Origin of the sequence: Desulfacinum infernum DSM 9756, assembly GCF_900129305.1 — a bacterium.
GTDB classification, from domain to species: domain Bacteria; phylum Desulfobacterota; class Syntrophobacteria; order Syntrophobacterales; family DSM-9756; genus Desulfacinum; species Desulfacinum infernum.
Genome location: NZ_FQVB01000020.1, coordinates 1 through 12,490 on the forward strand (window position 1 = coordinate 1; position 12,490 = coordinate 12,490).

General features: G+C 59.8%; 13 protein-coding genes and 1 rRNA gene. 9 read left to right on the forward strand and 5 right to left on the reverse strand.

The genetic code is table 11. The features are described from left to right. Positions 1-715 (reverse strand): 16S ribosomal RNA (locus BUB04_RS10715); the annotation flags it as partial. A 673-nt stretch (positions 716-1,388) separates the two neighbouring features. On the opposite strand from BUB04_RS10715, the gene resB reads away from it, so the two are divergent. The 7 genes from resB to BUB04_RS10750 all read left to right on the forward strand — a co-directional run bounded on the left by resB (position 1,389) and on the right by BUB04_RS10750 (position 6,385). Next, entirely contained in the window at positions 1,389-2,771 is a 1,383-nt protein-coding gene (gene resB / locus BUB04_RS10720) for a cytochrome c biogenesis protein ResB (RefSeq protein ID WP_073039194.1), read from the forward strand. Positions 2,772-2,777: 6 nt separating this feature from the next. Then, entirely contained in the window at positions 2,778-3,626 is an 849-nt protein-coding gene (ccsB, locus tag BUB04_RS10725; protein WP_073039196.1) for a c-type cytochrome biogenesis protein CcsB, read from the forward strand. 49 nt (positions 3,627-3,675) lie between these two features. Then, on the forward strand, positions 3,676-3,900 hold the full coding sequence (locus BUB04_RS10730; RefSeq protein WP_073039198.1) for a twin-arginine translocase TatA/TatE family subunit: 225 nt from the start codon (positions 3,676-3,678) through the stop codon (positions 3,898-3,900). 3 nt (positions 3,901-3,903) lie between these two features. Next, a complete protein-coding gene (gene tatB / locus BUB04_RS10735; RefSeq protein ID WP_073039200.1) occupies positions 3,904-4,275 on the forward strand; it encodes a Sec-independent protein translocase protein TatB in 372 nt (123 codons plus the stop codon). Between the two features lie 8 nt (positions 4,276-4,283). Beyond that, the gene (gene tatC / locus BUB04_RS10740) at positions 4,284-5,063 is read left to right on the forward strand and encodes a twin-arginine translocase subunit TatC (RefSeq protein ID WP_073039202.1); all 780 of its coding nucleotides are present in this window, start codon (positions 4,284-4,286) and stop codon (positions 5,061-5,063) included. Positions 5,064-5,096: 33 nt separating this feature from the next. After that, positions 5,097-5,762, forward strand: a complete 666-nt coding sequence (locus tag BUB04_RS10745; RefSeq protein ID WP_073039203.1) for an XTP/dITP diphosphatase — start codon at positions 5,097-5,099, stop codon at positions 5,760-5,762. Positions 5,763-5,857: 95 nt separating this feature from the next. Continuing rightward, complete coding sequence (locus BUB04_RS10750) at positions 5,858-6,385, forward strand: cobalamin-dependent protein (RefSeq protein ID WP_073039205.1); 528 nt, start codon at positions 5,858-5,860, stop codon at positions 6,383-6,385. Here BUB04_RS10750 and BUB04_RS10755 read toward each other — a convergent pair. Beyond that, positions 6,373-6,795, reverse strand: coding sequence for an iron-sulfur cluster assembly scaffold protein (locus tag BUB04_RS10755; RefSeq protein ID WP_073039207.1), 423 nt, complete (start codon positions 6,793-6,795; stop codon positions 6,373-6,375). The two genes, BUB04_RS10750 and BUB04_RS10755, sit on opposite strands and share 13 nt — an antisense overlap. Positions 6,796-7,056: 261 nt before the next feature. On the opposite strand from BUB04_RS10755, the gene BUB04_RS10760 reads away from it, so the two are divergent. After that, the gene (locus tag BUB04_RS10760) at positions 7,057-8,232 is read left to right on the forward strand and encodes a 6-phosphofructokinase (RefSeq protein ID WP_073039209.1); all 1,176 of its coding nucleotides are present in this window, start codon (positions 7,057-7,059) and stop codon (positions 8,230-8,232) included. A 71-nt stretch (positions 8,233-8,303) separates the two neighbouring features. On the opposite strand, the gene cytX is transcribed toward BUB04_RS10760, so the two are convergent. Together cytX and BUB04_RS10770 are read right to left on the reverse strand one after the other, a co-directional pair. Next, complete coding sequence (cytX, locus tag BUB04_RS10765; protein WP_073039211.1) at positions 8,304-9,575, reverse strand: putative hydroxymethylpyrimidine transporter CytX; 1,272 nt, start codon at positions 9,573-9,575, stop codon at positions 8,304-8,306. 126 nt (positions 9,576-9,701) lie between these two features. Next, a complete protein-coding gene (locus BUB04_RS10770; RefSeq protein ID WP_143156448.1) occupies positions 9,702-10,340 on the reverse strand; it encodes a hypothetical protein in 639 nt (212 codons plus the stop codon). A gap of 205 nt (positions 10,341-10,545) precedes the next feature. Between BUB04_RS10770 and BUB04_RS10775 the strand changes: the two genes are divergently transcribed. Further along, positions 10,546-11,589, forward strand: a complete 1,044-nt coding sequence (locus BUB04_RS10775; protein ID WP_073039216.1) for a GGDEF domain-containing protein — start codon at positions 10,546-10,548, stop codon at positions 11,587-11,589. Between the two features lie 288 nt (positions 11,590-11,877). On the opposite strand, the gene BUB04_RS10780 is transcribed toward BUB04_RS10775, so the two are convergent. Beyond that, positions 11,878-12,453, reverse strand: a complete 576-nt coding sequence (locus BUB04_RS10780) for a hypothetical protein (RefSeq protein ID WP_143156449.1) — start codon at positions 12,451-12,453, stop codon at positions 11,878-11,880. Positions 12,454-12,490 lie beyond the last annotated feature (37 nt).

Here is a 12,490-nt window from a genome sequence, read left to right on the forward strand (position 1 = left end):
CCCGATATCTACGCATTTCACCGCTACACCGGGAATTCCCCCTTCCTCTCCGGTACTCAAGCAGAGCAGTTTCCAATGCACTTCCGGGGTTGAGCCCCGGGCTTTCACACCAGACTTGCCCTGCCGCCTACACGCGCTTTACGCCCAGTAATTCCGAATAACGCTCGCACCCTCCGTATTACCGCGGCTGCTGGCACGGAGTTAGCCGGTGCTTCCTCTGGAGGTACCGTCAGTCGACCAGGCTGTTCGCCCAGACGAGGTTCTTCCCTCCTGACAGGGCTTTACGACCCGAAGGCCTTCTTCACCCACGCGGCGTTGCTGCGTCAGGATTGCTCCCATTGCGCAAAATTCCTCACTGCTGCCTCCCGTAGGAGTCTGGCCCGTGTTCCAGTGCCAGTGTGGCTGATCATCCTCTCAGACCAGCTACCCGTCGTCGCCTTGGTAGGCCGTTACCCTACCAACAAGCTGATAGGACGCGGGCCCATCCTCGAACACCAGCTTCTTCGAGAGGCCGGCTTTCCCCCCGAAGGGACGTATCCGGTATTAGCCCCGCTTTCGCGAGGTTATCCCAGATTCGAGGGTAGGTCACCCACGCGTTACTCACCCGTGCGCCACTTTACTCGGCCAAGCCGAAACCCAGCCTTTCTCGTGCGACTTGCATGTGTTAGGCACGCCGCCAGCGTTCATTCTGAGCCAGGATCAAACTCTCCAGTTGAACCTTCAGCGCACCCCTCAAAAAGGGCACGCTCGCTTGCAGGCCCAGCACTTCCTCACTATTTAGTTTTCAAAGAGCAGACTGTTTTGTTCGCTTCAGGCAAAGTCGCTTTGTACTCGATCCGGCTTGCCTCGTCAAGAGTTTTTTGCGGCGCCCGCCGCTTTTTCTCTCGACCCGTCGGCGCTGTGTCGCGCTGACAGGGGCCGGATTATAGAGATCGGCCCTCCAAAGTCAAGGGGATTTTTTCGGACCCTCCAAACTTTTTACAACTCATCGAAACCACATTCAAACGCGCCTAAACTAGTCCCCTTTCTCCTCCAGTGTCCCCGAAGAAATCTTTTTCGCGCTCGACTCCGAGGTAATCTTCCAGCTCAACATCCTCCCAGCACGCTTCGTCGGCTGCCGTTCGCGCCACAATCCCCCATCCTCATTGAAAAGGGGGCGCTTCCCAACCGGCCTTCCAAATCATTCAGCCCCAACGCCGCCTCCCACTTTCCAGAGTCCTTCACTCACCATTTGTTACTCATCACCCGTTACTCATCAATCATCACGGACCGCGGTCTCCGCCTTGCTTTCCGGGACCTCTCAGGTTACAAAGCAATCTCTTTTGAACCGGCCTTTGCGGGCCTTCCATAGGAAACTGTACAAACAGACAGACGAGGTTGGACAACGCATGAGCCCATCCACCGGCACCTCTTCTTCCTCTCTTTCGACTCTTTGGCAGAAGCTGGGGAGCCTCCGGTTCACCCTTTTGCTCTTCTTCATCCTCACGTTCGGATGTGTTTTGGGGACCCTCTTTCCACAGGGGGTAGGAGAACGACAGCTCCTCTCCCAGTTTTCCCCCTCCACGGTCAAGTGGATCACGACCCTTCAGCTTCACGATCTCTACCATTCCCTGTGGTTCCAGGCTCTGCTGGGTTTGTTGAGCCTCAATCTGATCGTCTGCACCCTCCAGAGGTTGCCCAAGACGGTGGCACTCCTTCAACATCGCGAAGAGTTCCTGGATCCGCGAAAGCTCAGCAAATTCTCCCTTAGCTGTACTCTTCGGGTCCCTAGCGGCCTGCCCCACGCCCGCCAGGCCGTAGAACAAGTCGTCCGCTCCAAGGTGGGCCCTCTGAACCAACTCCATGCCCCCCAAGACTCCTTCGCCTTCGTTGTAGAAAGAGGCCGCTGGACCCGATACATGGTCTACGTGGTTCATCTGAGTGTCCTCATCATCTTCTTCGGGGCCCTCCTGGGATCCCTTTTCGGCTTTAAAGGCATGATGAACGTGGCCGAAGGAGAGACGAACAATCGGGTCTTCCTGTCTCGAGGGCACCGGCAGGTGGTGTTGCCTTTCCAGGTGCGCTGCGACGACTTCCATGTTTCCTACTATGATACGGGGGCTCCGGAAGAATTCCGCTCCGACCTGGTGATCCTGGAAGACGGTCGGGAAGTGCTTCGCCGATCCATCCGGGTCAACGATCCCCTTACCTACAAAGGAGTCACATTTTATCAGGCATCCTATGGGGCCATCCTCAAGGAGGCCAAGGTCCAGTTTACGGACAAGGAATCGGGGGAGACCATCACTCTGGATCTCGCTTTCCGCGAGCCCGTTCCATTTGCAGACTCAGGCCGCATGATGGAGCTTGTGGACTTTGCGGAAGACTTGAGCGGGTTCGGCAAGGCGGTGGCCGTTGTCACCTACAGGGAGGGGGAGCAGCCCAAGGGATCCTGGATCCTGGTGGAGCGCCCCGACTTCCACGGCAACCGTGTGGACCGCTATGCCGTCAAGGTCCTCGATCTGAACCAGGCGCACTACACCGGCCTTCAAGTGAAAAGGGATCCGGGGGTGGTGATCGTCATTACGGGCTTCATCCTCCTTTTGGCCGGTCTTCTCACCACGTTCTATACGCAACACCGAAAAATCTTCATATGGGCCCAGGCCACCAACCCTGGAACCACCCTCATCCTGGCCGCTCGAAGCAGCAAGAAAAGCCTTGCCTTCGAAAGGGAATTCCAACATCTTTGTGAGCGCATTCGTGAGCACCTCACGAATCCTCGGAAGGAGTCCTAGATCATCATGACCAGCTCTCAGTTTCTTTCCTTCACCACTTTCGCGTACCTGGGTGCGAGCATTCTGTATCTGGCGGGCGTCACCTTTCGGACCACCAAGGCACTCCGGGCCGCCAGCTGGGTGGGCCTGGCGGCCGCGGTGGCCAACGGTGCGGGCATTCTCCTGCGCTGGAAGGAGTCCTACGATCTGGGCTACGGCCACGCTCCCCTTTCCAACCTGTATGAATCGCTGGTTTTCGGCGCTTGGTGCATCATGCTCATCTATCTGGTGCTGGAAAAGAAGACGGGCCACCGGAGCCTCGGTATCGTGCCGTCGCTCATCGCCTTTCTCGCCATGGCCTACGCGTCCTTTTCCCCCGACGTGTCGTCCAAGATTCAGCCGCTTCTGCCGGCCCTGAAAAGCAACTGGCTCATCGCCCATGTGGTCACTTGCTTTCTCGGCTATGCAGCCTTTGCCATCTCCTTCGGCATCAGCGGCCTCTATCTTTGGCAACGCCGCAAGGGACTTTCGGGCAACCCCGCCGGGCCCCTGAAGCTGCTTCCCGACGTTCGGGAATTGGAAGAGTACAACTATCAGATGATTCTTTTCGGCTTTCTGTGGCTCTCCGTGGGAATCATCACCGGGTCGGTTTGGGCCAACAGCGCTTGGGGATCCTACTGGAGCTGGGACCCCAAGGAGACGTGGTCCCTCATCACCTGGCTGATCTACGCGGCCGTGCTCCATGCACGCGCCGTGCGGGGCTGGCAGGGACCCCGCGTGGCCTGGCTGTCCATGCTGGGCTTCTGCTCGGTCCTGTTCACCTACTTCGGCGTGAACTTCCTGCTGAGCGGTTTGCACAGCTACGCCACCAAGTAGTCGGTTGGTCCGCAACCGGCACCGATGGGGGACATGGAAGGAGAACCAAATGGTATTCGGCCTTGGGGCACCGGAACTCCTGGTGATCCTGTGCATCGTGGTCTTCCTGTACGGAGGCAAGCGGGTGGCCGACGTGGGCCGGGGATTGGGCGAGAGCGTCACCCAGTTCAAGAAGGCGTTTCGCCACGGGGAACCCGATGTCCGGGATGTGGAATTCCAGGATGTCACGACGGAAAACGACCGGCCCGGACCCGATGCTGAGAAGGGAGAATAGAACATGTTCGGCCTCGGCTTTCAGGAACTGCTCCTTATTCTGGCCATCGCCTTGATCGTGGTGGGCCCCGGCAAGCTGCCCGACCTGGCTCGAGCCCTCGGGCGAGGGTTGGCCGAATTTCGAAGGGCCACCAACGAGATCAAGCAAACATTCGACCAGGATGAGACCGTCCAGGAGATCAAGAAGGAATTTCGCACGGCTCAAACCGAGTTGACTTTGGAGCGGCTCACGGCCCCCAGCGAACCTCCATCGGTTGCACCCTCGGCCGGCGAGCCCAGTGCCGTTCCAGCCGAAGAACCCAAAGCCGAAGCCGGCGAGCCTCCTTCGGAAATTCAAGCAGCCTCGGACCGCTCCACCACCTCGACCGGGAGTTGACAGGTTCCATGAGCACCGAACAGGACAGAATGCCCTTTACCGAACATCTGGAAGAATTACGCAAACGCCTGATCACCTGTGCCATCGCCGTGGGAGTCGGCTTCGTCATCTGTTACTTTTTCAAGGAGAAGATCTTCGAATGGCTGATGAAGCCCCTCATCGAAGCCCTTCCCGCCGACGGCAGCCGCCACCTGATCTACACCGCCCCGCACGAAGCCTTTCTCACCTATTTAAAGGTGTCTTTCCTGGCCGGCGTGGGCCTGGCCGTTCCGGTCATCCTTTTCCAGTTCTGGCGGTTCGTGGCGCCCGGGCTCTACGAACATGAACGCCGCTACCTTTATCCCATCGTCATCCTTTCCACCGTCTTTTTCCTGGGGGGCGCTCTTTTCGGCTACTACGTGGTCTTCCCCTACGGCTTTCAGTTCTTCGCCTCCTTCGCCACGGAACTGATCGCCCCTATGATCAGCACCAAGGAATTCCTCTCCTTCGCCACCCGTCTTCTTTTCGCCTTCGGCGCCATCTTCGAGCTGCCCCTTATCACTTTCTTTTTGGCCAAGCTGGGACTCATCAGCTCCACCTTCCTGAAACGTCAACGTAAGTACGCGATCCTGGTCATCTTCGTCATCGCGGCCGTCCTTACCCCCCCGGACGTCTTCACGCAGATTCTCATGGCGGGCCCCCTGCTCATCCTCTACGAGATGAGTGTCTGGATCGCCCACTTTTTCGGCAGCAAGGAAGAGGCGGACGACGCCGTCGAAACCGATGAAGAAGCCGCCCGAGCCGGATAGATTCACCCTCGATCAAACGGAGGAACCTTTTCGATGGATCCCATCACCATCGTCATCGCCACGCGAAACAAAGGGAAAACCGCGGAAATTCGTGCCCTTCTCAAGGACTATCCCGTGGAGATCAAGGACGTGACCGATTTCGGCCCCATTCCGGAGCCGGTGGAGGACGGTGCGACCTTCGACGAAAACGCCTACAAGAAGGCGCACTTCACGGCCCGCATTCTGGGACTCCCCGCCCTGGCCGACGATTCCGGCCTGGAAGTGGAAGCCCTTGGAGGTGCCCCCGGGGTGCATTCGGCGCGGTACGCCGGACCCGATGCCGACGACCGGAAGAACAACGAAAAGCTCCTGCGGGAGATGGAAGGAAAGGAAAACAGGCGGGCCCGCTTCGTCTGCGTCCTTTCCCTGGCCGTACCCACCGGCCCGGCGCTCACCTACGAAGGCTACTGCGAGGGGGAAATCACCACCGAGCCGCGGGGCAGTCAGGGATTCGGCTACGACCCCGTCTTCTACTATCCCCCCTTGGGAAAGACCTTCGCCGAGATGAACCTGGAAGAGAAGTCATCGGTGAGCCACCGAGGCAAGGCGCTCCGGGAATTCCGGGACGAGTTCGACAAGGTGCTCGTGTGGCTCCGAAAGCGCCTGGCCGAAGAAAAGCGCTTGCTTGTGGGCGACATCTGCCAGCACGATCATGCGTGAGCCGTGAGGGGTGATGAGTGACGAGTGATGAGTGATGGGTGAAACTGAGAGCTGATAACTGAAAAGTGAGAACCGATAACCGACAGGCGGCCCCCATGGATGCTCGAGCTGAATCGTGGTCCGCGTTCCGGCGCGAGGTGGAGGACCTGCTGGCCGCCTGGCGCCGGGAGGGACTTCCCCCCCGCTGGGCCCTTCTCCGGCAGCTGAAGGAACTCAAAGCCCACCGGGAAGCCATCTTCCGCACGGCGTCTTCGCTTCCGGCCATGCCCACCGTTCTTCTGGCCACTCTGGACGACGGCTGGGGCCACGGCCTGGATGTGATCGAGCTGGCGGCGCGTGCCGTCGGCGCGTCCGTCCGGCGCCTGGGACTTCTGGTGCCGCCGGAGGAGATCCTCGCCGCCTGCACCGCCGATCCCCCCCACATCCTGGGTCTCACGGTGCTTCACAACGATTCCGAGCCCGCCCTCACCCAGATCTGCAGCGAACTGCCTTCTCAAACCACGGTTCTGGCCGGTGGGACCGCCTTTTCTCTGGATCCCGACTTGGCCCGACGGGCGGGCGTTCACAAGGTGATGCGACACGCCGCCGATTTCCTCGCTTTCCTTCTCACTTACGAACCGTAGAGCTTCCTCCACGGCTCCCTTCGCCGGCGCTGCACATCGGAAAGGGCCAGATAGAGCGCCCCGACCGCCAGCTCGGCGCAGTGAAATTCTCCGTCCGGCAAGGTTTCGAGAAACCCCGCCACATCCTCGGGGCGAATCTCCCAGGCCTCTTCCAGGGTGCGCCCTTCGACCATTTCCGCCACCGTGTTGGCACAGGCCACCGTGTTGAGGCACCCGTTGGTTTGGAAGGACACACGCCGCACGCGGTCCCTTTCCATCAACACGAAAAACTCCACCGTATCGCCGCATTCGCCGGTGCGTTTCCCCACTCCGTCCGGCGACGCCACCGTTTCCATCCGATCCGTCCGGAAGGCCATCTCCAGGAACCGGAGCGAATGATGCTGCCAGAAGTCGCGCTCTCCCTTGTCCATGGTTGTTCCATCCTCCTTGGGTTTCCCGTCCGGATCCCTTCCCTCACCCGAACCGGGCGGTTCATCGTTCTGCTCGTTGAACGCAGGTTCGCGACGGCAGTTTTAGCAACCTGCACCCCAGCCGTAAAGAGACGAGAATCTCACCCTCCCCCCTTTCTGGTCGTTCTCTGTTTCGACTATCATTGAAGATATGGAAAGCCCCGAAGGGCCTGGGCCTTGGCGGCCCCTCATCCTTCATCGACCGGTACAGGAGGTGGACTCATGGAATCGGTGAAGTCCAACGGCAAGATCTTGGCGGTTCTAACGGGCGGCGGCGACGTGCCCGGCCTCAACCCCTGCATCAAGACCCTGGTGTATCGGTCCATCGACGAGGGTTACCGTGTGCTCGGCATTCGACGCGGATGGGCTGGGCTCCTGGAATACCACCCGGATGAGCCCCAGACTTTCGACCGCTGTCTCCAGTGGCTCGAAAAGAATACGGTTCGAACCATCGACCGCACGGGAGGCACCTATCTCCACACGTCCCGAACCAACCCGGGGGCCGTCCGCTACAAGGAAGCCCCGGACTTTCTGAAGGACGCCTTTTCCGATCCGGAAGAAAAGAAGGATTTTACCGCCCACATCCTCAAGAACCTCGAACTGTTGGGAGTGGATACCCTGGTGGCCATCGGCGGAGACGACACGCTGAGTTACGCCGTGCGCCTTCACGAGGAAGGCTTTCCCGTTCTCGCCATCCCCAAGACCATGGACAACGACGTCTTCGGCACAGATTACTGCATCGGCTTTTCAACGGCCATCACCCGCAGCGTCAACTTCATCCACGCCCTTCGCACCTCCACGGGATCCCACGAGCGGATCGCCGTCATCGAGCTCTTCGGTCGCAACTGCGGTGAAACGTCCCTGGTGAGCGCCTATCTTTCAGGGGTGGACCGGGCCATCATCAGCGAAGTTCCCTTCGACCCCCAACGTCTGGCCGACCTCATTATGGAGGACAAGCGGCGCAATCCCAGCAACTACGCCATGCTCACCATCAGCGAAGGAGCCCGTATGGTGGGGGGGGCCGTGGTGGAAACCGGCGAAGCGGATGCCTACGGCCACCGCAAGCTGGGAGGCATCGGCCTCATCACCGGGGACATCCTGAAGAAACTTACGGGAGAAGGCATCATCTACCAGCAATTGTCCTACCTCATGCGGAGCGGCGCCCCCGACTCCCTGGACCTCATGGTGGCGGTCAACTTCGCCCACATGACCGTGGACCTGGCCCTGCGCAAGAACTTCGGCCGCATGGTGGCCCTCAGCCAGGGCACCTACACAGACATGCCGGTGAGCATTATCACGTCGGGAGTGAAACGCGTGGACGTGTACGAGCTCTACGATGTGGACCAGTACCGGCCCAAGGTTCGTCACGTGATGGGAAAACCCATGTTCTTGTATTGAGAGGAGCAAGGACAAAGGCAAAAGGTGCAAGGGGAAAAGAGGAGGCGAAAGTTGTTCTCCCCTCTTTTTCGTCAGGCTTGAGGATGCGGCACCGAGCGCGGTCCCAGCCGCGAAAGAAACCAGTAGACGATGCCTGCGCCCAGAAGCCCCGGCAGGGACGATCCCACGGGCCAGGCGGCCCGCAGGGCCCACTGGTAGATGGAGAAGCCCACGGCCCAGGCCGCCACCGCCCGGGGGTTGACGCCGCCCACATACCAGTAGTCGCCGCGCCCTTCCAGTTCCGACGCTTGGTAGCGCATACGGCGAACCACGAAGTAGTCCGTCAGCACCACGCCGAAGATGGGACAAAAGAGCGAACCGATAAAAAGCAGGAAATACTCGTACTGGGTCACGGGAAAGACCAGCGCCAAGAGGGTTCCGAAAAGGCCTCCCAGTACGATGCCCCGTTTTTCCCCAAGGCGCGGAGCGACGTTCAGGGCCGACACGGCCGTGGAGTAGATGTCCAGGAAGGTGGTGGTGAAAGTGGAAAAGACCACAACCATCAGAGCCGGCACCACCCAACCCATCTGCGCCATGAGTTCCAGCACGATTCCCGACGGATCCTGGGCCCCGGTGGCCAAGGCCGCGAGAAGCCCCAAGACGTACATCCAGGAACTGACCACGAAATAACCCCACCATGTTCCCCAAAAGCAAGGCCCGGTCCGAGTGGAAAAGCGGGAGTAGTCCGAAACCAAGGGCAGCCAGGAGATGGGCATGGCGATGACCAAGTCGAGACCGACCATGAGCGCCATTTCCGACGGCCTGGCCGGAATCGCCAACAGATCCTTCATGGGATACTTGGCCAGCACCACCCAGGTCATGATCCCGCACAGAACCAGCAGACCGGTGACACTCACGGAATGCAGCCATTTCCAGTGGCGCTGACCGCCCAGGGCCCACAAGGTGGTGACGATTCCCGAGACGACGATCCACAGCCCGGGACTGGAAAAGGCCAGCGTCTCCCGAACGAGATTGTGGGCCGCCTCCCCGCAGATAAGCAGCATCACCGCGGTCCATCCCACCAATTGAACGATGTTGAGAAGTGAGGGCAGGTACGAGCCGCGGACCCCGAAGGACGGCCGCAGCCCCACCATGGTGGGAATGCCTTCCCGACTTCCGATAACCCCTCCCAGGGCCAAGAAGGTGTTGCCCACGGCATGTCCCACAAGAACCGCCAGCAGCCCCGCCGCCAGCCCCAAGGGGACCACCAGTCCCCCCGCCCAAATTTCGGCAAGGGAAACGCCGGCTCCGGCCCACAGAAGAAAGTAGTCCAAACCACCCATCTTTCGTTCCAAACTCTGCATCTGTCTCCCCTCGTCACTCCCCTTACGGGTTAAGCCCCAACACAGGAGTTCGCGACCGCGAATCCCGAAACACTCCAGGCCCATAGGGCCATCTTTCGTTTCGGGCAGGAGGTGGGTTTTCCCGCGTCAGTCCACATCTTCCGGACTGTGTCTTTTCACATACAGCCCCTCTTCCAGATAGATGGCCTTCACCACGCCTTCCAGGTCCTTTCGGCGCATGGAGGTGTCGATCTGGAGAAGGGAAAGAGCCTTTTCCAGGAACCGACAGCCGGCTTCCAGGGTCGGGGTGCACAGGCAGCCGGACAGCGTATAATAGCCCCACACGCGAAAGGAAAGGGGATAGTCTTCCCTTTCCGAGAGCTCCAAAAACTCATAGACGGTGCTCTCCCCGCCTTGAAAGGGACCCCGGGGCGTGACAATGGGCAGGGGCACCTCTTCGGCGATCACCTCCATCCCGTGGCGCTCCCGAAGATACAACCGGAGCTCCCACACCTCCTCCTCCGTGAGATACCGAAGGACCTCTTCCCGGGCCGTCTTCCGTTGGAGTTCATCCAGTAAATCGTAGTCCGCCACCAGACTTTCCAGGGGCGCCAAGGGCTCGGACCGGTCCAGCCGATACCAGTTGAAGCGGACATGGTAGTAAGTGAGCTTCCCCTTTTGAAGCTCCCCGATGGAGTAAGCCCGGAAGAGGCGCATAGGCCGGATCCCGCCGCTCCCCTCGTCGGACCCGCGCCCACCCCTGATCACATGGAATCGCCTTGCCATGGCGCGCATTTTCCTCTACCTAACAATCATGGCCAAGCTCGCCTCCCCGCATGGAAAAAGAGGTCGCCATGCGAGGGGCTTTTCGGTGGGAGCCGGCTTGCCGGCGATCCCGATCGCGGCCGAGGCCGCTCCTACAAAGAAACGAGAACGCCGTTCTTTCACGTTGAACTCGTTTGAGCCCCCATGGCCTGGAAAGCGGTAGAACATGTACGACATCGAGCTCATACTGGAAAACGCCAAGAGAAACGAAGAGATCGCTCGGAAGCTCTTCGATGTGGAGGTCTGCATCCTCTCCATCGCCAACTTCCACGACCTTCTGGAACGCCTCCTACATCTCATTGAAACCAAATTCCGGATCCCCTACGTTTGGCTTTCCCTCGTGGACAGCCGTCTCTTTGCGCCGGCCATGGACCCCCTGCAGCGCTCACCGCATCTCAGACACCGCCTGAACCTGGCTTCCCTGAAAGACCTTCTGGATGTGGTGGGCTCCGACGGTACCCCTGTGCTGGCCAACAACGATCTGCGTCGCTTCTACAAACTCTTTCCCAAGGATCAAGCCTACGCCATCGGCTCCATCGCCGTGGCCCCCCTCACCCTGGATGGGGACGTCATCGGCACCCTCAATCTGGCCGACACCAGCCCCCAGCGCTTTCAACCGGACATGGATACCTTTTTCCTATCACAGCTGGGCGTCAAGGTCTCCATTTGCTTTTCCAATGTCCTTTCCAGGGAAAAACTGAAATTCCTGGCCACCCGAGACCCCCTCACGGGGCTTCCCAATCGCCGGGAGTTGGAATCCCACCTGCGTCGGGAATGCAAGCGGGCGACCCGCTATGGCACGCCGCTCTCCGTAGTTTTCCTCGATTGTGATGATTTCAAGAAAATCAACGACCGCTACGGCCACGACGCCGGGGACGCCTTCCTCAGACACGTGGCGCAGATTTTGCGGGAATCGCTTCGGGAAGAGGATCTGGTGGCGCGATTTGCCGGCGACGAATTCGTCCTGGTGCTGCCCAATCAGGGTGAGGAGGAGGCCCTGCGGGTCATGGATCGCCTCTCGCAAACACTGAGCGCCCGGCACCTGACCTACGAAGGCCAGCGCATCCGGGGCACCTTGAGCTTCGGGATCGCCGCCTGCCAAAGCGGCGCCACCCCCCCGGGCGCTCTCCTCCGGGAAGCCGACGCCGCCCTTTATGAGCACAAGAAAACCAAAAAGGGCCGCGCCACAGAAGGCCTGGAGCCGCCATAAGAAACCGGTGGGAGAGGAAACATCGACCGAATGTGCCGATCCTCTCCGCTGGCCGGAGGGGCGAATAACCATTCGCCCCTCCGGCTGTGTTTGAAAGGCATGGTCTCCAAAGGCGAAAAACCCGATCCGGACGCGCTCTTGGGAGCGGATCCGAGAATGGTTCTGCGGGTCAAAAGGCCGTGAATTTTTCCATTCCCTTTTTATACCCGCGGCGCATAAGCTCTTCCGCGGCCCTAAAGGGCTGCGCTCCAAGAAAAGCGCTCCTCCCCAAGCTTTTCGGACAGCCTCCTAAGCGAGGCGTTTCTCCAGTGCATCGAGCACCTGCTTTTCAAATCTTTCCGGTGCATCCTTGGGCCCGAGGGCCTTCTTCTTTCGGCCGAAGATCTCAATCGCATGTGAAGTTGTCTTCATATATAAGCGGTACACCCAGCGCCGCGGGTTGTCGTCCAGCGTCACGGCCACATAATTCTTGGTCTGCCGGGGCACCAGCTCCATTCCGGCGGGCAGACGGGAACGCAAAGTCACACCGAGTTCTCGCAACCATTTTTCCTCCATCGCCCCCTTGTCGTCCGCCGCCTCTTCCTTCAACGGAGGTGCCGGTTCCCCCTTCGGTCCCTCTTCCGGGGAAGGACTCGCCTCAGCCGACTCCTTCATGGGCGGCTCGCCGTCGGCCGCTTTTTCCATGGCCTTTCGGGAAGCCGCCTCATCCGTAGGCGTAGAAGCGCCCTCCCCGACGGGGGATGCCCCTTCCACTCGGGGATCTTCCGAGGGGGGAGCGGAAACCATGGATCTTTGTTTGGAAGTTTGAAAGGCGATGAAAAGCATTCCCAGGAAACTAACGACAAAGAAGATGATCGGCTTCATGAAAAGGGCCCCTCCGTATTCGAAGTTTTCCCACAAC